The sequence below is a fragment of the Salinimicrobium sp. WS361 genome (assembly GCF_050750585.1).
Taxonomy (GTDB): Bacteria; Bacteroidota; Bacteroidia; order Flavobacteriales; family Flavobacteriaceae; genus Salinimicrobium.
In genome coordinates this window covers 122,763-141,643 of sequence record NZ_JBOJLM010000007.1, presented here as the reverse complement: position 1 = coordinate 141,643, position 18,881 = coordinate 122,763, and the positions used below count along the sequence as shown (strand labels likewise).

Annotated in this window: 17 protein-coding genes, 1 tRNA gene and 1 pseudogene; 18 read left to right on the top strand and 1 reads right to left on the bottom strand. The window is 42.9% G+C overall.

Annotation, left to right across the window (positions count from 1 at the left end):
* Positions 1 to 225 precede the first annotated feature (225 nt).
* From mraZ to ftsZ, 13 genes are all read left to right on the top strand, one after another.
* On the top strand, positions 226 to 699 hold the full coding sequence (gene mraZ, locus ACQ93I_RS09240) for a division/cell wall cluster transcriptional repressor MraZ (protein ID WP_423819752.1): 474 nt from the start codon (positions 226 to 228) through the stop codon (positions 697 to 699).
* Positions 686 to 1,588 carry a 16S rRNA (cytosine(1402)-N(4))-methyltransferase RsmH gene (gene rsmH, locus ACQ93I_RS09235; protein WP_431698246.1) on the top strand — a complete coding sequence of 301 codons (903 nt, stop codon included), beginning with the start codon at positions 686 to 688 and terminating at the stop codon, positions 1,586 to 1,588. Before mraZ ends, rsmH begins: the two co-directional genes overlap by 14 nt.
* Positions 1,585 to 1,902 (top strand): FtsL-like putative cell division protein, encoded by a 318-nt coding sequence (locus ACQ93I_RS09230; RefSeq protein WP_431698245.1) that lies wholly within the window; start codon positions 1,585 to 1,587, stop codon positions 1,900 to 1,902. The genes rsmH and ACQ93I_RS09230 overlap by 4 nt, the downstream gene beginning before the upstream one ends.
* Positions 1,902 to 3,908 carry a penicillin-binding protein gene (locus tag ACQ93I_RS09225; RefSeq protein ID WP_431698244.1) on the top strand — a complete coding sequence of 669 codons (2,007 nt, stop codon included), beginning with the start codon at positions 1,902 to 1,904 and terminating at the stop codon, positions 3,906 to 3,908. Before ACQ93I_RS09230 ends, ACQ93I_RS09225 begins: the two co-directional genes overlap by 1 nt.
* Complete coding sequence (locus tag ACQ93I_RS09220; RefSeq protein WP_431698243.1) at positions 3,905 to 5,368, top strand: UDP-N-acetylmuramoyl-L-alanyl-D-glutamate--2,6-diaminopimelate ligase; 1,464 nt, start codon at positions 3,905 to 3,907, stop codon at positions 5,366 to 5,368. The genes ACQ93I_RS09225 and ACQ93I_RS09220 overlap by 4 nt, the downstream gene beginning before the upstream one ends.
* A 27-nt stretch (positions 5,369 to 5,395) precedes the next feature.
* Positions 5,396 to 6,637, top strand: coding sequence for a phospho-N-acetylmuramoyl-pentapeptide-transferase (gene mraY / locus ACQ93I_RS09215; RefSeq protein WP_431698242.1), 1,242 nt, complete (start codon positions 5,396 to 5,398; stop codon positions 6,635 to 6,637).
* Positions 6,637 to 7,998, top strand: a complete 1,362-nt coding sequence (gene murD / locus ACQ93I_RS09210) for a UDP-N-acetylmuramoyl-L-alanine--D-glutamate ligase (RefSeq protein ID WP_431698241.1) — start codon at positions 6,637 to 6,639, stop codon at positions 7,996 to 7,998. The genes mraY and murD overlap by 1 nt, the downstream gene beginning before the upstream one ends.
* Before the next feature lie 25 nt (positions 7,999 to 8,023).
* A complete protein-coding gene (locus tag ACQ93I_RS09205; protein WP_345599243.1) occupies positions 8,024 to 9,232 on the top strand; it encodes an FtsW/RodA/SpoVE family cell cycle protein in 1,209 nt (402 codons plus the stop codon).
* The gene (gene murG / locus ACQ93I_RS09200; RefSeq protein ID WP_431698240.1) at positions 9,229 to 10,332 is read left to right on the top strand and encodes an undecaprenyldiphospho-muramoylpentapeptide beta-N-acetylglucosaminyltransferase; all 1,104 of its coding nucleotides are present in this window, start codon (positions 9,229 to 9,231) and stop codon (positions 10,330 to 10,332) included. Before ACQ93I_RS09205 ends, murG begins: the two co-directional genes overlap by 4 nt.
* Positions 10,333 to 11,688, top strand: coding sequence for a UDP-N-acetylmuramate--L-alanine ligase (gene murC, locus ACQ93I_RS09195; protein ID WP_431698239.1), 1,356 nt, complete (start codon positions 10,333 to 10,335; stop codon positions 11,686 to 11,688).
* Positions 11,675 to 12,394 carry a cell division protein FtsQ/DivIB gene (locus tag ACQ93I_RS09190; RefSeq protein ID WP_431698238.1) on the top strand — a complete coding sequence of 240 codons (720 nt, stop codon included), beginning with the start codon at positions 11,675 to 11,677 and terminating at the stop codon, positions 12,392 to 12,394. The genes murC and ACQ93I_RS09190 overlap by 14 nt, the downstream gene beginning before the upstream one ends.
* Positions 12,395 to 12,397: 3 nt before the next feature.
* The gene (gene ftsA, locus ACQ93I_RS09185) at positions 12,398 to 13,741 is read left to right on the top strand and encodes a cell division protein FtsA (RefSeq protein WP_266069240.1); all 1,344 of its coding nucleotides are present in this window, start codon (positions 12,398 to 12,400) and stop codon (positions 13,739 to 13,741) included.
* 62 nt (positions 13,742 to 13,803) lie between these two features.
* Positions 13,804 to 15,795 carry a cell division protein FtsZ gene (ftsZ, locus tag ACQ93I_RS09180; RefSeq protein ID WP_266069239.1) on the top strand — a complete coding sequence of 664 codons (1,992 nt, stop codon included), beginning with the start codon at positions 13,804 to 13,806 and terminating at the stop codon, positions 15,793 to 15,795.
* A 153-nt stretch (positions 15,796 to 15,948) separates the two neighbouring features.
* Here ftsZ and ACQ93I_RS09175 read toward each other — a convergent pair.
* Positions 15,949 to 16,104: pseudogene (locus tag ACQ93I_RS09175) on the bottom strand (peptide-N-glycosidase F-related protein); the annotation flags it as partial.
* A gap of 108 nt (positions 16,105 to 16,212) precedes the next feature.
* On the opposite strand from ACQ93I_RS09175, the gene ACQ93I_RS09170 reads away from it, so the two are divergent.
* From ACQ93I_RS09170 to ACQ93I_RS09150, 5 genes are all read left to right on the top strand, one after another.
* Positions 16,213 to 16,665: a GatB/YqeY domain-containing protein gene (locus tag ACQ93I_RS09170; protein WP_266069238.1), complete on the top strand. Its 453-nt coding sequence runs from the start codon at positions 16,213 to 16,215 to the stop codon at positions 16,663 to 16,665.
* 146 nt (positions 16,666 to 16,811) lie between these two features.
* Positions 16,812 to 16,885: transfer RNA gene (locus tag ACQ93I_RS09165), tRNA-Arg, on the top strand.
* 92 nt (positions 16,886 to 16,977) lie between these two features.
* Complete coding sequence (locus ACQ93I_RS09160; RefSeq protein ID WP_431698237.1) at positions 16,978 to 18,162, top strand: tyrosine-type recombinase/integrase; 1,185 nt, start codon at positions 16,978 to 16,980, stop codon at positions 18,160 to 18,162.
* A 94-nt stretch (positions 18,163 to 18,256) separates the two neighbouring features.
* Positions 18,257 to 18,595, top strand: a complete 339-nt coding sequence (locus ACQ93I_RS09155) for a hypothetical protein (protein WP_431698236.1) — start codon at positions 18,257 to 18,259, stop codon at positions 18,593 to 18,595.
* 50 nt (positions 18,596 to 18,645) lie between these two features.
* Positions 18,646 to 18,846, top strand: coding sequence for a hypothetical protein (locus ACQ93I_RS09150; protein ID WP_431698235.1), 201 nt, complete (start codon positions 18,646 to 18,648; stop codon positions 18,844 to 18,846).
* The last annotated feature ends 35 nt before the right edge of the window (positions 18,847 to 18,881 follow it).

The window sequence follows — 18,881 nt, the reverse complement described above, 5'->3', positions numbered from 1 at the left end:
AGAAGCTGCCATAATTTTCAATGGTTCAATTTTCACATTTTTCCCGGTTAACCCCTAAAAAAAATCAAAAATTTTTTAACAAATTCTTCTTACAACTAAAACTGCTTCAAGTAGTTGGTTTAACAGGTGCTTAAGTGGGCAGAAGGGGAAAATTTATCAACAATGTGGTAAAATGTGGTAAAATGTGGTTTAAATTTCAATATATTTGAATCATAAACTGGAGGAGTGGTAAATCTCATTGGTACATACGAATGCAAAGTAGATGCGAAGGGCCGTTTGATGGTCCCGGCGCCTATGAAAAAGCAGCTTGTACCCATCATTCAGGACGGTTTTGTGCTTAAACGTTCCCTCTTTGGAAACTGTTTGGAGCTCTATCCCATGCAACGCTGGACCGAGGTAATGCAGGAGGTAGGGAAGCTTAACAGGTTCGTCAAAGAGAATATGGATTTTATAAGAAAATTTACGGCAGGTGTTAAAATTGTAGAAGTGGATACCAACGGGCGGCTTCTCATTCCAAAAGACCTTATTCGCATTGCGGGGATCAATAAAGAAGTGGTGATCACTTCTCCAATTGATACCATAGAAATTTGGGATAAGGAAGAGTATGAGAAAGCTATAGATACGCCGCCTGAAGAATTTGCGGAACTCGCCGAACGTGTAATGGGTAATAAAAGTGTAGAAGGAAATGGCTTATCATAATCCTGTATTGCTTAAGGAGAGTGTAGATGGTTTGAATATTCAGCCTTCGGGAATTTATGTGGACGTGACTTTTGGTGGTGGCGGGCATTCCCGCGAGATCCTTAAAAGATTGGGTCCGCAGGGAAAGCTTTTTGCTTTTGATCAGGATCAGGATGCTTTGGCGAATAAAATTGAAGACGAAAGATTTGCGCTTATCAACGAAAACTTCAGGTTTATAAAGCGGTTTCTGCGATTCTATAATGTGAAGAAAGTAGATGGTATTCTGGGGGATTTTGGCGTTTCCTCTCATCAGTTTGACGTAGCCGAACGCGGATTTTCTACGCGATTTGAGTCAAATCTCGATATGAGAATGAACCAGAACAGTACGCTTAGTGCTTTTGATGTGGTTAATAACTATGAAGAAAAGGAGCTGCAGGCAGTGCTCTTTAATTATGGAGAATTAAGAAGTGCGCCAAAAATAGCCCGCACAATAATCTCTGCCCGTAAGGAGGGAGAGATCGTAACCAGTGAAAGATTGAAAGAGATATTGCATCCTTTTTTGCCTGTGGGGCGTGAGCATAAAGTGCTGGCCCAGGTGTACCAGGCTATAAGAATAGAGGTGAACCAGGAGATAGAGGTGCTTAAAGAATTTTTACTTCAAACCGAGACCTTATTGAATCCCGGGGGCAGGATAAGCCTTATCAGCTATCATTCTTTAGAAGACAGGCTGGTAAAAAGATACATAAGAAGCGGCATGTTTGAAGGGGAGCCGGAAAAAGATTTCTACGGAAATATTTCAGTTCCGTTTCAAAAAGTGGGAAAAATGATAGTGCCTTCTTCCGAAGAAATTAAGGAGAATAACAGGGCGCGAAGTGCAAGATTGAGAATAGCTGAAAGAATAGCGGAATGAAAGAGAGCTTATATAACATCCTGAAAGGGAAATTCCTTATTAGTAACGACGCCTTTAATAATTGGCGTTTTATACTTTTTTGTACCGTGCTGGCCATTTTTATGATTGGCAGCTCTCACAGTGCAGAGCAAAAAGTACATGAGATCGCAAGGCTTAATGATGAGGTGCTGGAGTTGAGAACAGCTTTTCTTGACGGCAGGTCTAACCTCATGAAGCTTAAAATGGAATCAACAATTACAGGAAGAATGGTGCAAAAGGGAATTAAACCTTCTGATGTGCCACCTACCAAGATTATAGTTAAAGAAAAAGAGTAATGGCGACTACCGAGAAGCACATACTTTACCGCATCTATGTTGTGGCAGGTTTTATGTTCCTGCTCGCTGTTGCTGTGGGCTTTAAGCTTCTCAATATACAGATCGTTGAGGGGGATAATTACCGGAAGATGGCCGAACAGCGCACTTACCGGAATTTTGTTATTCCTGCAAACCGCGGTAATCTCTATGATGTAAACGGCAATTTGCTGGCTACATCCATTCCCAAGTACGATATTAGGTTTGATGCGGTTACTGTTTCAGATAAGAACTTTCAGGAGAATGTTGGTCCTCTGGCCGAAGAATTAGCCAAAATGTTTGGAGAATCTTCTTCGCGCTGGGCGAGAAAACTGCGTTCGGCACGGGCTAATAAGCACAGGTATCTGCTCATTGCACGCAACCTGGGTTATTCAGAATATATTAAGGTAAAGAATTTCCCCATGTTTAAACTGGGTTCAAACCGGGGCGGAATTATTGTGGAACAGAGAACAGTGCGGGAGCATCCTTTAGGGAAAATGGCCGAACGTACTGTGGGCTATGAGCGGCAGGACGACAGCGGGTACTATACTCGTGTGGGTCTTGAAGGCGCTTTTGGGCCATACCTTAGAGGTAAGGAAGGTAGGCGCCTTAAGCAGCGAATCGCAAAAGGCCAATGGAAGCCTATTAGCGACAATAATGAAGTGGAGCCAAAAGATGGATATGATCTTATTTCTACCATAGATGTCAAAATTCAGGACATCGCCCATCACGCTTTACTGAAGCAGCTCGAAAAATATGAAGCCGACCACGGTTCTGTAGTGGTAATGGAAACCGAAACCGGCGAGATCAAAGCTATTTCAAACCTGGGGCGTACTTCTAAAGGTAGTTATTTTGAGAAGCTGAACTACGCAGTAGGGGAAGCTCATGAACCGGGCTCTACCTTTAAGCTGATGTCTATGATCGTGGCTTTGGAAGATAAGGTGATTGATACCAGCACGGTGGTAGATACAGAGAAGGGGCAGATGATCATTTACCGAAGAAGAGTACGCGATTCCAAACACGGGGGTTACGGGAAAATCTCGGCAGGGAAGGCCTTCGAGGTTTCTTCGAATGTGGGGATCGTGAAACTTATTTATGAAAATTATAAAGATCAGCCCGGGAAGTTTGTAGACAAACTAAAAGCCATGCACCTTGATGAAGGTCTTGGCCTTGCAATTAAAGGAGAAGGTACACCTTATATCCCTACACCCGGAGACAAGACCTGGAGTGGTTTATCCCTGCCATGGATGGCTTATGGATATGGGAGTATTCAAATCACCCCGCTGCAAACCCTCACTTTTTACAATGCCATAGCTAACGGTGGTGAAATGGTGAAGCCACGCTTTATTAAAGAAGTAAAGGAGTGGGATAAAACCATAGAGAAGTTTGAGAAGAAGGTAATAGACCCTCAAATATGCAGCCCTGAAACAGTGGCTAAAGTAACCGATTTGCTTAAAAATGTGGTGGAAAGAGGTACCGGAAAGAGTCTTTACGACCCTAATTTTTCTATGGCAGGTAAAACGGGAACTGCGCAAACAGAGTACTGGAAAGAAGGCTGGGCGCAAGATCCGCAGTATATCTCATCATTCGTCGGATTCTTTCCGGTAAAAAATCCGAAGTATTCGTGCATTGTGGTGATTCATAAGCCTAACAATAAAACCGGGTACTACGGTGCCGATGTTAGCGGACCTGTTTTTAAAAGGATTGCCCAAAAGATCTTTACTGATACGCCTGTGCTCGATGAGTTTGAAACGCTGGAGCTGGTTGATCCGGCTATTGAGAAGAATTACGAAAAATATTTTGCCACCGCCAGGAACTCGGGGAAAGTGATGCCCGATCTAAGAGGAATGCCCGCCATGGATGCGATTTCTCTTTTGGAGAACCTGGGGGTGAAATTTGAATTATCCGGAAACGGAGAGGTGAGTCAGCAATCAGTTAAGCCGGGAACAAGCATTGCTGAAAATATTACCATAAAATTAAAATTGAGTTGATTTATTTAAAAGACATATTATACAGGGTTTCTCTTGAGGCAGTGGTTGGGAACACCAACATTGCTGTAAACGACATTCATTTTGATTCCCGAAAAGTGGGTTTCAATGATGTTTTTGTGGCAATACGCGGAACGCAAACCGATGGACATGCCTATCTAGAGAAAGCAGTAGAGCAGGGGGCGCTGGCCGTGATTTGTGAAGAAATGCCAGGGAACGTGATCAACGGGATTACTTATGTGAAAGTTAAGAATTCCCAGGAAGCACTGGCGTTTATGGCCGATAATTTCTACGGAAATCCATCAGAAAACCTGAAGCTGGTGGGGGTAACCGGTACTAACGGAAAGACTACTGTTGCTTCTCTCCTGTACCAACTGTTCACAAAAGCAGGGTTCAAAGTTGGATTGCTTTCTACAGTAAATGTCATGGTGGGAGAAGAGAAATTTCCTGCAACCCATACCACCCCAGATTCCCTTACCATCAACTCATATCTGCAAAAGATGAATGAGGCCGGTGTGGAGTTCTGTTATATGGAAGTAAGTTCTCATGGCATTGCACAGCACCGCACTACCGGATTGAAGTTTGCCGGTGGAATTTTTACAAACCTCACCCACGAGCATCTCGATTACCACAAGACTTTTGCCGAATACAGGGATGTCAAAAAGACCTTTTTTGACCAGCTTCCTGCTTCGGCGTTTGCCCTTACCAATGGAGATGACAAGAATGGAAGGGTGATGCTGCAGAATACAAAAGCGAAGAAATATACCTATGCGCTAAAATCGGTAGCCGATTATAAGGCTCAGATCCTTGAAAATGGTTTCGGCGGAATGCTGCTGAAGATCAATGAGCAGGAGGTTTGGACCAAATTGATTGGGAACTTCAATGCCTATAATATTCTTGCTATTTACGCAGCTTCAGAATTACTTGGATTAACCACTCTGGAAAGCCTGAAGTACATCAGTGAGCTCAATGCGGTTAGTGGTCGTTTTCAATATCATATTTCCGAAGGGAAGATCACTGCTATTGTAGATTACGCTCATACGCCCGATGCCTTGCAGAATGTGCTCGATACCATTAACAGCATCAGGACAAAAAATGAGGAATTAATTACTGTTGTGGGCTGCGGCGGAGATCGTGACCGCTCAAAAAGGCCAAAAATGGGGCATATTGCCTCGACATTGAGCACTAAAGTGGTTTTTACAAGCGATAATCCGCGTACCGAAGACCCCGATAAGATCATCGAAGAAGTGGAGGCAGGAGTAGAGCCACAGCACTTCAAAAAGGTAATGTCGGTCACCAATAGGTTACAGGCCATAAAGACAGCCTGCCAGCTGGCAAACAAAAATGACATCATTTTAATTGCCGGGAAAGGTCATGAAACCTATCAGGAGATCAATGGCGTGAGGAAAGATTTTGATGATTTCAAGATTGTAAGTGAATATTTAAACGAGTTAAAAAAATAATTTCTCCAGGAGAAGAAGCAAAAGAATATGTTATACCATCTGTTCGAATATCTTGAAGATGCCTATACCTTTCCCGGGGAGAGACTTTACCAGTATATCTCCTTTAGATCGGCTGTGGCTATTATTTTGTCTTTAGGGATATCGACCATACACGGAAAAAGGATCATCAATTTCCTTCAGAAGAAACAGATAGGCGAGAGCGTAAGGGACCTGGGGCTGGCAGGTCAAAGCCAGAAAGCCGGTACGCCAACCATGGGTGGGATCATCATTATTATTTCCACGCTCATACCTGTGCTGCTGGTGGCCAAGCTGGACAATATTTACGTCATCCTTTTAATTGTAACTACCCTCTGGATGGGTACCATTGGGTTTCTGGATGATTATATAAAGACCTTCCGCAAAGACAAAGCGGGGTTAAAAGGCATATTTAAGGTAGTAGGCCAGGTGGGGCTTGGTGTGATAGTAGGTGCAACTATTTACTTTCATCCCGATATTACCATAAATGAAAATCCGCAGTTACCTGGAAATACAGAGGCGGTGGAATTGATCTCTTCAGCTGAAAATCCTGTCACTACTTCTGTGGAAGAAAAATCTACGAAGACCACTATTCCGTTCGTGAAGAACAATGAGTTTGATTACGCCAGCCTAATTACCTGGATTAATCCTGAATATGCTAAGTACGCCTGGTTGATCTTTATTCCCATTGTGATTTTTATTGTGACCGCGGTTTCAAACGGGGCCAATCTCACCGATGGAATTGATGGACTTGCAGCAGGAACTTCGGTGATCATTGTGCTCGCCCTGGGTATTTTTGCATGGGTTTCGGGAAACATCATTTTCTCCGATTATCTTAACGTGATGTACATTCCCAGGACAGGGGAAATGACAATATATATTTCGGCTTTTGCAGGAGCATTGGTAGGATTCCTTTGGTATAATACTTTTCCTGCCCAGGTTTTTATGGGAGATACCGGAAGTTTGACCATTGGAGGAATTATCGCGGTAATTGCCCTGGCCACAAGAAAAGAACTGCTTATTCCTATCCTTTGCGGGGTGTTTTTGATTGAAAACCTCTCTGTAGTAATGCAGGTGGGCTGGTTTAAATATACCCGAAAGAAGTACGGCGAAGGCAGGAGGATCTTTCTCATGTCACCTTTGCATCATCACTTTCAAAAAGCCGGATTTCATGAAAGTAAAATTGTTGTAAGGTTCTGGATCATTGGGATCTTCCTGGCGATTGTCACCATTGTAACCCTAAAAATTCGATAATGTCTAAAGGAGCTAAAAACATAGAACGAAATCTACTGGTCATTCTTGGCGCAGGCGAGAGCGGTGTGGGTACGGCTATCCTGGGCAAGAAGGAGGGTTTCCGCATATTTGTTTCAGATAAAGGGAAAATTAAAGACAACTTTAAAGCCCAGCTTGATGAACATGAGATTGAGTGGGAGGAAGAACAGCATTCCGAAGAAAAAATATTTGAAGCTCATTTAGTAATGAAAAGTCCGGGGATACCTGACGATGCCCCCCTCGTCAGCCGGCTTAGAGGAAAAGGAATTCCCGTAATTTCTGAAATCGAGTTTGCCTACACTTATACCAGCGCTGTTTTGGTGGGAATTACAGGAAGTAATGGCAAAACCACAACTACAAAGCTAACCCATCATCTTTTGAAAAATGGCGGTCTCAATGTAGGAATGGCAGGTAACGTTGGGCAGAGTTTTGCCAAACAGGTGGCCGAAACCGATGCAGATCACTACGTGCTTGAACTAAGCAGCTTTCAGCTTGATGGGATTGAAGATTTTAAGCCGCACATTGCGGTATTAACCAATATAACACCAGATCATCTGGACCGTTACCGGCATGACTTTAACCAGTACATAGCCAGTAAATTCAGAATTGTAAAGAATCAGACAGAAAAAGACTATTTCATCTATGACGCAGACGATCCTGTGATCATGAAGTGGCTCCAGGAAAACCCGATACTATCTCAGAAATTGCCTTTTTCCCTTCGGGAGGAACTGGAAAAAGGAGCTTTTATAAAAGATGAACAACTTATTATTCGTACAGATAATTCAGAAATGACCATGTCAACATCCAATTTAACCATAGAAGGAAAACATAATGCCAAGAATGCGATGGCCGCAGCAACAGTTGCACAATTACTACGCATTAGAAAAGAGACCATAAGACAGAGCATGGAGAGTTTTCAAGGGGTAGAACACCGGCTTGAAAAGGTGCTTAAAATAAATAGTGTACAATACATTAATGATTCTAAAGCTACTAACGTAAATGCTACTTACTACGCGCTTGAGAGTATGGAATCTGAGACTATCTGGATTGTTGGAGGTGTAGATAAAGGCAATGAATATGCCGAGCTGTTGCCTTTGGTCAATGAGAAAGTTAAGGCTATTGTATGCCTGGGGATCAATAACGAGCCCATAATTAATGCATTTGGGAACTGCGTTGATACTATTCTAGAAACCAGGTCTATGGAAGATGCTGTACAGCAGGCTTACAAATTGGCAGAAAAAGGAGATGCGGTACTGCTTTCACCGGCCTGTGCAAGTTTTGATCTATTTGAAAACTATGAAGACAGGGGAAGACAATTCAAGGAAGCCGTTAGGAATTTATAACAACTAAAGTGTCAAAAAGGGGAAAATGACAGGATTTTTTTCAAGGGTAAAAGGAGATAAAACAATCTGGGCTGCGGCTGCACTGCTGGCGATTTTTTCGTTTCTGCCGGTGTACAGTGCAAGTAGCAACCTGGCTTACCTTTACGGTGACGGCAGCACGCTGCCTTACCTGGTGAGCCATTTTATCCATTTATTCCTTGGGTTTGTCATTATGTTCTTTGTGCACAAAGTGCCTTACCACTACTTTGTAGGCCTGTCAATCATTACGCTGCCGCTGTTAATTCTCTTGTTGCTGTTTACAGTATCACAGGGAGTGGTAATAGACGGTGCCAACGCCAGCCGGTGGATCAATATTCCTATTCTTAATAAGACCTTTCAGCCTTCTACACTGGCTTCGGTAGTTTTGTTGACCTACGTAGCCAAGTATATGGCAAGAGTCAAGGACAAGACATATACTTTTAAACAGACCATTCTTCCGCTTTGGTTGCCCGTGGCTGTTGTGATGGGGCTCATTTTGCCCGCCAACTTTTCCACAACCGCTATACTATTTCTCATGGTTCTTCTGGTCACCTTTATTGGAGGGTATCCCTGGAAGTATCTTTTGGGTATCATAGGGGTGGGAGTTGTTATGCTGGGTATCTTTATTTTAACTGCCAAGGCTTTTCCCGGGCTGTTTCCCAACCGGGTAGATACCTGGATAAGCCGGGTGGAAAGTTTTACTAATGATGAGGTCACCGAAGCCGATTATCAAATTGAAAAAGCCAAAATAGCTATTGCAAGTGGGGGAGTGACCGGTCAGGGAATAGGAAAAAGCGTCCAACGAAATTTTCTTCCGCAATCTTCTTCAGATTTTATTTATGCCATTATCGTCGAAGAGATGGGATTGATTGGGGGTATTGGGGTCATGTTTGCTTATTTGCTGCTCTTTTTTAGAATAATTATTGTGGCTACAAAAGCCAATACTGTATTTGGGAAATTACTGGTGATTGGGGTAGGCCTGCCCATAGTTTTTCAGGCGTTGGTGAATATGGCAGTTGCGGTAGAATTATTTCCTGTGACGGGGCAAACCCTGCCGCTCATAAGTAGCGGGGGTTCTTCTATCTGGATGACCTGCCTTGCCCTGGGGATGGTGTTAAGTGTAAGCGCCAAGCGGGAAGAGGAGCTGGAACAAATAGAACAGGAAACCAAAGCGGATGAAGACAATCCGTTGGAAATATTAAGTGAGGCAATATGAAAAAACAATTGAGAGTGATCATATCGGGTGGCGGAACGGGAGGACATATATTTCCGGCAATTTCTATTGCCAATGAACTCAGGTTGCGATACCCTTCCTGCGAGATCCTTTTTGTTGGGGCACAGGATAAAATGGAAATGCAAAAAGTACCCGAGGCCGGTTATGAAATCGAGGGGCTTTGGATAAGCGGTTTACAGCGACGTATTACCGCCAAAAACCTGCTATTCCCGGTGAAACTTGTAAAGAGCCTGTGGAGGTCTCGCGATATTATTAAAAAATTTAAACCCAATGTAGTGATTGGTACTGGCGGTTTTGCCAGTGGCCCTTTACTGCAAATGGCAAATAGGGAGAATATCCCCACGTTGATACAGGAGCAGAATTCCTATCCGGGGATCACCAATAAACTTCTTGCAAAAGGAGCCAATACTATTTGCACTGCATATCCAGATATGGGCAGGTTTTTTCCTGAAGAAAAGATCGTGCTTACAGGAAATCCTGTACGCCAGGATTTGCTGAAGGTTGATGAAAAGAGGAAAGAGGCTCAGGATTTCTTCGGAATTGATCCCTCAAGGAAGACGGTGCTCGTTTTGGGAGGAAGCCTTGGTGCAAGAAAGATAAACCAACTGGTAGAAGACAACCTGAAGGAATTTGAAAAACACAACCTACAGGTATTGTGGCAAACCGGAACTTTATATTTTGAAGATTACAGCAAATATGCAGAACTTGAAAACATCCAGACTTTTGCCTTTTTAAAGAGGATGGACCTGGCTTATGCCGCGGCAGATGTGATCATCTCACGCGCTGGTGCCGGTACGGTGTCTGAGCTGTGTATTGTTGGCAAACCAGTGGTCTTTATTCCGTCACCTAATGTGGCCGAAGACCATCAAACTAAGAACGCTATGGCAGTAGCCGAAAAAGATGCTGCAGTGATCCTTTCTGAAAGTCACCTGGAGCAGGGATTCAGGTCGATCTTCTTTCCATTGGTACAATCTGATGAAAAGATGCGAAATCTCGGGAAGAACATCAAGAAGCTGGAAAAGCCGAATGCAACTGCCAACATTGTAAATGAAGTTGAAAAATTATTGACAACCTGGCCATAAATGGGGCACTACGATAACATACAAAACATCTATTTTATAGGTATCGGCGGGATCGGGATGAGTGCTCTTGCCCGGTATTTTAGTGCCCGGGGGAAAAATGTTTCAGGGTTTGATAAAACTGAAACACAGCTCACCCGTGAACTTCAAAAAGAGGGTATAGAGGTGATCACTTCCCCCAAAGTTGAAGATCTTCCAGATGCCATTTTAGAAGATAAACAATCGCTTATCGTTTATACGCCAGCTATTCCGCTAGATCATGCGCAGTACCTGCACTTCGCAGCCGATGGTTATACCATGGAGAAACGTGCTGCTGTACTGGGGAACCTCACAAAAGGGCATTTTACCCTTGCTGTTGCCGGAACTCATGGAAAAACCACTACCAGCAGTATGCTGGCCCATTTGCTCAAGGTAACAGGCAGCTCGATAACGGCATTTTTGGGAGGTATAGCCGAGAACTATCACTCCAACCTCATTCTCGACGGAGACCAAGCTATGGTAGTGGAAGCCGACGAGTTTGACAGGTCTTTTTTGAAGCTTGCACCCAATATTGCAGCAATTACTTCAATGGATGCCGACCATCTTGATATCTATGGGGAAGATTCTCAAATAAAAGAGTCTTTTAATGCCTTTGCAGCCCTGGTACCCACAGATAGGAAGCTGTTTTACGCTAACGGGCTGCCTCTAAAAGGGACATCTGTAGGCGTAAACGACGATGCAGATATAGCTGCCGTGAACATAGGTGTCAAAAATGGCAGTTATCACTTCGATTTAAGAACAAAAGAAAGAACCTACACAGGCTTTGAATTGAGCCTTCCGGGGAAACATAATTTACAGAATGCAGTTACAGCTTTGGCTATGGCAATGGAATACGGTGCCCCCCCCGAGTTCCTTGCCACAGCTTTGGCTTCTTTTAAAGGCGTGCAACGGCGTTTTTCGTACCGAATTAAACGTACTGACCTGGTATTAATTGATGATTATGCACATCACCCGGCCGAGATCGCTGCAGTACACCAGGCGGTGCAGGAAATGCATCCGGGGAAACGTGTTTTGGCAGTATTTCAGCCACACCTCTTCAGCCGTACAAGAGACTTTGCTGAAGGCTTTGCAGACAGCTTAAATCTCTTTGATGAGCTGCTGCTGATGGATATTTATCCGGCGAGGGAAAAGCCAATTGATGGAATTTCTTCAGAATGGCTTCTGAAGATGATCAAAAATGACAAAAAAGAGCTGGTTCAAAAGGAGGATCTTTCCGAAGTAATTAAAGCTAAAAAAGCTGAGGTAGTGGTGCTTATGGGAGCCGGTGATATAGGGGAAGAAGTAGAGAAAATACGTAAAGAACTGAGTGGTGAAAATTAATTGGAATTACATAAAAACATTCTTGCTCATTGGCGTAGTGTTCTTTTTATTTGCATTCGCCGAAAAGCGCAATCACGCGCGGGTTCTTTCCGAAGTTAATCTGCATTTTACGAACAGCGAAAATCTGTATCTCACTGAAGAAGCGGTTAATAAATTGTTAATACAAAATGAGGTGAGACCCAGAAGTATAGGTAAAGAAACTTTAGATTTGAGTAGGGTCGAAACTTTGCTCGAATCGCATGATATGGTTGAGAATGCTGAAGTGTTCCTCACTATTGACGGAAAGATGGGGGTAGAGATCACCCAGAGGCAGCCTTTGGCAAGGGTAATGGCCAGTGCACCGTTCTACCTCGACAGGCAGGGGTTGATGATGCCACTGTCACAGTACTATTCGGCAAGGGTGCCCCTGGTGACCGGGGTAAAAGATGAGCAGCTGGAAGAATTGCATCCGCTTATGGCCTTTATTAATGCCGATGAGTTTCTTACGCAGCACGTGACGGGTATTAACCGCCAGCCAAAAGGGAAGTACGAGATACATTTAAGGCGACTTGATTTTGAGGTGGTTTTTGGCGAAGTGAAAGACATTGAATTGAAGTTTAAAAATTTTAAAGCTTTTTATCAAAAGGCACTTAAGGATAAAAAGCTTGACGCATATAAAAAAGTGGATCTACAATTTGGTAATCAGGTTGTATGCACTAAAAAGTAAGGTATGGAACAGAACGACATCGCAGTAGGATTAGACATTGGTACTACTAAGATTGTAGCCATGATAGGCCGTAAGAATGATTACGGTAAAATGGAGATCATTGGTATAGGCAAGGCAAAAAGCCTTGGGGTTCATCGTGGAGTTGTAAATAACATTACTCAAACTATACAATCTATACAGCAGGCCATACAGGAGGCAGAGGCCGATAGCGGCATGAAGATAAAAGATGTGGTGGTGGGTATTGCCGGCCAGCACATTCGCAGTTTACAACACAGCGATTATATTACGCGCCCCAACCCCGATGAAGTGATAGACGCTTCGGATATTGAAACTTTATGTAACCAGGTGCACAAGCTGGTTATGCTTCCGGGAGAAGAGATTATTCACGTGCTTCCGCAGGAATTTAAAGTTGACGGGCAGGCAGAGATTAAAGAACCTATTGGAATGTATGGCGGAAGACTGGAAGCTAACTTCCATGTAGTAGTTGGCCAGGTATCATCGATTAGGAATGTGGGCAGGTGTGTGAAAAGTTCGGGATTGGAGCTTTCGGCAGTTACTTTAGAGCCTTTGGCATCGGCAAATGCAGTACTAAGTCAGGAAGAAAAAGAAGCCGGTGTGGCTTTAGTCGATATAGGAGGTGGAACTACAGATTTAGCCATCTTTAAAGACGGAATAATCAGGCATACCGCTGTAATCCCTTTTGGTGGCGGAGTTATTACTGAAGATATCAAAGAAGGTTGCTCTATCATTGAAAAGCAGGCAGAGCTGCTGAAAGTGAAATTTGGTTCGGCCTGGCCGGGTGAAAATAAAGATAACGAGATTGTTTCTATCCCTGGCCTGAGAGGCAGGGAACCAAAAGAGATTACTTTAAAGAACCTTTCTAAGATCATTCATGCACGGGTTGTGGAAATCATTGAACAGGTTTACCTGGAGATCAAGAACTACGGTCACGAAGAGCAGAAGAAAAAACTTATCGCCGGGATTGTACTAACCGGAGGCGGTGCCCAGTTAAAGCATATAAAACAGCTGGTAGAGTACATTACCGGGATGGACACGAGAATAGGTTATCCAAACGAGCACCTGGCAGGAGATAGTGACAGCGAGACTACAAGTCCTGTTTTTGCCACTGCAGTTGGGTTGGTATTGAACAGCCTCGAGATTAACAGCAGGCACCATGTAAACGAAGAAGACGAGCAGGAAGAAGTAGCCTCTGGAGCTACGCCTACAGCAGTGCCGCAAGAGGAGCCAGAAGAGCGGGAAGAGCCGGTTACCATAAGCCAGCCCCGCAGAACAATATTTGAAAAATGGTTTGAAAAATTCAAGGATTTTTTAGACAACGCCGAGTAGATCGGCGAGGAAATAACTATGAAAAAGAATAAAAGAAGTAGAAAACCAGTAAAAAAGAATTTATGAGCAGCACAGAATTCGGAAACATCACATTCGATCTCCCCAAGAATCAATCGAACGTCATAAAAGTTATTGGTGTAGGTGGAGGCGGTAGCAACGCGATAAACCACATGTTTCAGCAGGGAATAAAAGGGGTTGATTTTGTCATTTGTAATACAGATGCACAGGCTCTTGAAAATAGCCCTGTTCCAAACAAGATCCAGTTGGGAGTAAGAGAAACAGAAGGCCTTGGTGCAGGTGCCGATCCTGAAGTCGGTCGCAAAGCAGCAGAGGAAAGTTTTGACGAAATAAGAGCCCTTTTGGATACCAACACAAAAATGGTATTTATCACGGCAGGAATGGGCGGTGGTACAGGAACAGGTGCTGCGCCAATCATTGCCAAACAGGCAAAAGATATGGGGATACTTACGGTGGGGATCGTAACCAGTCCTTTTTTGTTTGAAGGAAAGACCAGAAACGAGCAGGCACAACTGGGAGTAGAAAACCTGCGAAGTCATGTTGACTCGTTGATCGTGATCAACAATAATAAACTAAGGGAAGTATATGGAAATCTCGGATTCAAAGCAGGATTCTCTAAGGCCGATGAAGTCTTGGCCACAGCTTCTCGAGGAATAGCCGAAGTAATTACGCATCACTATACCCAAAACATTGACTTGCGGGATGCTAAGACCGTTCTTAGCAATAGTGGAACTGCCATTATGGGATCTGCACAGGCTTCAGGTGGAAACCGTGCCCAGGATGCTATTTCAAAGGCGTTAGATTCACCGCTGCTTAACGATAATAAAATTACAGGTGCCAAAAATGTGCTGCTGCTTATCATTTCCGGTTCCGAAGAAATTACTATTGATGAAATTGGGGAGATTTCAGATCATATTCAGGCAGAAGCCGGGCACAGTGCCAACATCATCATGGGGGTTGGTGAAGATGAAAATCTTGATGATGCAATTTCTGTAACTATCATTGCTACGGGTTTCGACATTGAGCAACAAAATGATATTGTAAATACCGAAACCAAGAAGATCATTCACACTCTTGAAGATGAGCAAAGGGCAGAGCACGAGCTTTCTCCAAAGAAAACATCTTCGGTTTACGACGGGCCTGCCCCGGCGCCAGAAGAAGAAAATAAGATAGTTCACACCCTATCACTAGAAGATGAAGATATAGATGGAGAGCCCGAAACTAACCATCCTTCAAATGCTGTAAGGGATATGCATGTGGAGTACGAAGAAGTTCAGCCTGAAGAAGCACCTGAATTTATTATTACTGACAGCGTAAGGGATGTAGAGGTTTCGGAACCTGAGGTTGTTGAGCCAGAGCCGCAGGAGCAACAGTTCATGTTTACTTTTGACATGCCTAAGAACAATGCTTCAGAAGAAAGAAATGAGCCTAAGGCGCAACAGGAACAACCTACACCAGGAGAGCATAAAGAACCTGCAAAGGAACAACGTATAATTCATACGCTTTCTGAAGATACTGAAGCAAAAAATTCTGTAAAGAAGGAAAGTGCGATACAGGCAAAGACTGAAAATGGGGTGACCCGATATTCGCTACAGGATTACATGCAGGTGGAAGAAATGCTGAAGAGCTCTCAGCCTGTGCAGAAGAGCAGGCCCCAGCCACAACCTGAGCCAAAACTTAAGAGTCAGTCAGCACCGGTGCAGCCTCCTGTTTCAAAAGGAAATCCTGCACCCGAAGAAAATAAGGAGACGCCCGAAGATGACGTAGATCCTTTTAATATTCCTATCAATGAAAATTTGATAAAAAGATCGGCCGAGAGAAGAGCCAAGATGAAGGAGTTCAATTATAAGTTCAGGAATAACGTAAGTAAGGTTGACGAGTATGAAAGACAACCTGCATACAAAAGACAGGGTATAGACCTTGACCACACCGAACCCGGAGAGGGAAAGTTGTCGCGCACTACTTTGGGAAGCGGCAATGATGATGAGTTGAGGTTTAGGACAAATAATTCCTTTTTACATGACAATGTAGATTAAGAAAGTCCTTTTATAAATGAGAACCCGAAGCGGCAATACCGGCTTCGGGTTTTTTATTTGCTGAAAGTTGATTTTTGGTTTTGATGTGTTGCTCTTTAACCTCCCAATTTAGACAGACAGGAATGAAAGTGAGAATAACGAACGCATTTCTGATTATTCCTGCACAGTTTCACCCACAAGTACACCTGACACATTCCAGTGGCTAAAGCCCGAACCCTCTACGGAACCCTGATCAATGATGACCTGGAGCGTATGGGAGCCTTTTTTTAAATCTTCAAGTGGAATAATATAAGGAGAGGTTAGAGTGGCAGGACAAAAACCAAGGGCTTATACAGAACGAAAGGTTTTTTTATTTCAGAAGAGTTTGCACTGCCCGATTTCCTTATCTTCGCATAACGAATAAAAAATCCAAATACAATGAGTTTACAGGACAAGGTCATGGCCGAAATGAAAGATGCCATGCGAGCAAAAGACAGCAATAAACTAGAAGCTTTAAGAGCGGTTAAAAGTGCTATTTTACTTGCTCGCACAGATGCTTCGGGCAAAGATGGATTGAGTGAAGATGAAGAATTAAAGCTCTTACAGCGCCTCGTAAAACAGCGCAAAGAAAGTGCGGCTATATATAAGGAGCAGGGAAGGGAAGATCTAGCTCAACCCGAATTGGACCAGGCGGCTGTTATAGAAGGTTTCCTTCCGGAACAAATGAGTGAACAGGAAATTGAGGTAGAGGTGGATAAGATCATATCTGAATCTGGTGCCAATGGCATGCAGGATATGGGTAAAGTAATGGGAATGGCTTCAAAAGAACTTGCAGGAAGGGCCGATGGTAAAACCATATCGGCAATAGTAAAGAAGAAGCTGGCAAATTAGAAGTGTGATTTTAGAATTACAAAGTCAGAAGTATGCAATTAAATACCTTTCAAAAAATGCATTTTTGACACCTTTAATTCAGATGGAAAGAGCGTAAATTTCTTGTTACAGTTTAAAGAATTTATGTAAATTGCGCCTTCTTAAAAGGCCCCGTGGCGCAACTGAATAGCGCATCAGATTTCGGCTCTGAGGGTTGGGGGTTTGAATCCCTCCGGGGTCACTAGGCTTAGCAGCAACACTTATTAAAAGGCGCGGTATCAGGGATTATCCCAAGATACCGCGTTTTTTTTAACCCCTTAATAAGTGAAAATTATGCTGCAAGATCAGGTATTTGACACACTGGTTGACACAAAGAAAATGTTTGTGTCAAAAATGAAAACCAAAATTGTAAAAAGAAATTATGTGAATGCAGAAGGAGAATCTCTTCTCTACCTGCACGTCACAAAAAATTATCAAAGGGAAAGGATCCCCCTGGATATTTACGTCCCTGCAGATCTGTGGGATCCAAAAACGGCCCGCCTCAAGAGCGATTCCTTAAAGGCCCGTGATATCAATCTTATCCTGGATAACGTTGATTCCAAGATCACCGGCATTCGCACAATGTTCAGGCTGGCAGAAAAGCAGTTAACCATGGAAAAATTTATTCAGGAATTCCAAAATAGTATTCCCCGAATTGATTTCCTGGCTTTCATGGAATACCAGATCAAACAGGAAAAACAAATATTAGCCAAAGGTACCGTGCGGAGACACAAATCTATAGTAACTAAACTTAGGAACTGGAGAGAGAGAATTTTCTTTACAGAAATCGATGAATCTCTTCTTCTAAAAATGCGTTCTCATTTCAAGTCCCTTGGAAATGAGCCCACCACAATTGAGTCTAACATGGCTGTAGTCAAAAAATATATTAATGCAGCCAAGAAAACAGGTATAAGAATGCCCATTACAAGCGATGATATAAAAATTGGGAGCACGAGTGGCCACAGAACCGATCTAAGACCCGAGGAAATAAAAAAAATACATCAACTATTCTTTTCTCCCTTCATGAATGAGAGATATAGACTCACAGCCGGGTATTTTCTTTTTGCCTGCTTTACGGGTCTAAGAATCTCCGATGTTCAGCAATTAAAACGAAAGCAGCTGGAGGAGGATATGTTTCAGTTCATCAGCGTTAAATCAAAAAAAAGGCAATGGATCAGCATTTCAAAAAAACTAAGGGAAATCCTTGATCACGATGACCGGTTGTTTGTACAGGTTCCAACGCCGGAAGAAATAAACCGGGTTCTCAAGACTGTGGCCACACTGTGCGGGATTCAAAAAAACATCAGCTTTCACGTGGCCAGGCATTCGTTTGCCACAAACTTCCTGAGGATGGGGGGGAAGGTCCAGGATCTCCAAAAGATCCTTGGCCATTCTAAAATTTCGGAAACTATGATCTATGTCCACATCGTAGAATCTGAAGCCTGTGAAAAGATCAAAATCATGGATAACCTGTGGTAAAAGTTAAAGTTTTCTTTTTTGTTGCACGGTATGTTTTTGTACCGTATATTAGCAGTATAGAAATTGAAACAGTAACCAATTAAAACTCTCGATTATGAAAACTTACAGAGCCACTTACAGCACAGAAACTATCAAAAACATCAATTATGACTTCAATGCGGAAGATCAAAAAGCCGCCGAAGATTTTGCAAGCAATAAATTTGAATCTACCAACGGAGTTAAAGTTGTAGAAATCAATCCTGAAACTCTTCTTCCTGTAGAATTTACTGATCAGGTTGAATTAGTTGAAAGACAAATGAATGATGTCCAAGAGAAAGTGATCAACAAAGAAAGTCTTAGTGACTATGAAGAAGTGCTTTATAAATTTGATACTTCTTACAGTAGAAGAGATGGTGCAAAAAAAATGGTAAGAAATAATCTTGTAAAATTTTAAAACTTCGAGAGTCCCCGGCGATAACTTCAAAGGGGTTTCTCTTTCACCCTATGAAGGAAATACAAAAAATAATAGACACCTTCGGCATGAAGGCTGAAGTAGCCGCAAAAGCAATGGGCGTTACCACAGCTACTTTCCGAAAAAAGAAATCGGAAAAGAGTTTAGATCATTCGTTCAACCAAAAAAACCTGGAGGATTTGAAAGATTATATTGTCACTTCGGCAAAGAAACTAGAGAAAAAAACCAAATAACAATTTATACTGCCTGATTACTGACCACTGCGCAC

Excerpts from the sequence above, each read along its gene's own strand:
- murG (WP_431698240.1), top strand. The coding sequence starts at position 9,229 with ATGAAAAAACAATTGAGAGTGATCATATCGGGTGGCGGAACGGGAGGA.
- ACQ93I_RS09160 (WP_431698237.1), top strand. The coding sequence starts at position 16,978 with ATGCTGCAAGATCAGGTATTTGACACACTGGTTGACACAAAGAAAATG.
- ftsZ (WP_266069239.1), top strand. The coding sequence starts at position 13,804 with ATGAGCAGCACAGAATTCGGAAACATCACATTCGATCTCCCCAAGAAT.
- ACQ93I_RS09150 (WP_431698235.1), top strand. The coding sequence starts at position 18,646 with ATGAAGGAAATACAAAAAATAATAGACACCTTCGGCATGAAGGCTGAA.
- murD (WP_431698241.1), top strand. The coding sequence starts at position 6,637 with ATGTCTAAAGGAGCTAAAAACATAGAACGAAATCTACTGGTCATTCTT.
- ACQ93I_RS09230 (WP_431698245.1), top strand. The coding sequence starts at position 1,585 with ATGAAAGAGAGCTTATATAACATCCTGAAAGGGAAATTCCTTATTAGT.
- ACQ93I_RS09155 (WP_431698236.1), top strand. The coding sequence starts at position 18,257 with ATGAAAACTTACAGAGCCACTTACAGCACAGAAACTATCAAAAACATC.
- ACQ93I_RS09170 (WP_266069238.1), top strand. The coding sequence starts at position 16,213 with ATGAGTTTACAGGACAAGGTCATGGCCGAAATGAAAGATGCCATGCGA.
- rsmH (WP_431698246.1), top strand. The coding sequence starts at position 686 with ATGGCTTATCATAATCCTGTATTGCTTAAGGAGAGTGTAGATGGTTTG.
- mraY (WP_431698242.1), top strand. The coding sequence starts at position 5,396 with ATGTTATACCATCTGTTCGAATATCTTGAAGATGCCTATACCTTTCCC.
- ACQ93I_RS09205 (WP_345599243.1), top strand. The coding sequence starts at position 8,024 with ATGACAGGATTTTTTTCAAGGGTAAAAGGAGATAAAACAATCTGGGCT.
- murC (WP_431698239.1), top strand. The coding sequence starts at position 10,333 with ATGGGGCACTACGATAACATACAAAACATCTATTTTATAGGTATCGGC.
- ACQ93I_RS09225 (WP_431698244.1), top strand. The coding sequence starts at position 1,902 with ATGGCGACTACCGAGAAGCACATACTTTACCGCATCTATGTTGTGGCA.
- ftsA (WP_266069240.1), top strand. The coding sequence starts at position 12,398 with ATGGAACAGAACGACATCGCAGTAGGATTAGACATTGGTACTACTAAG.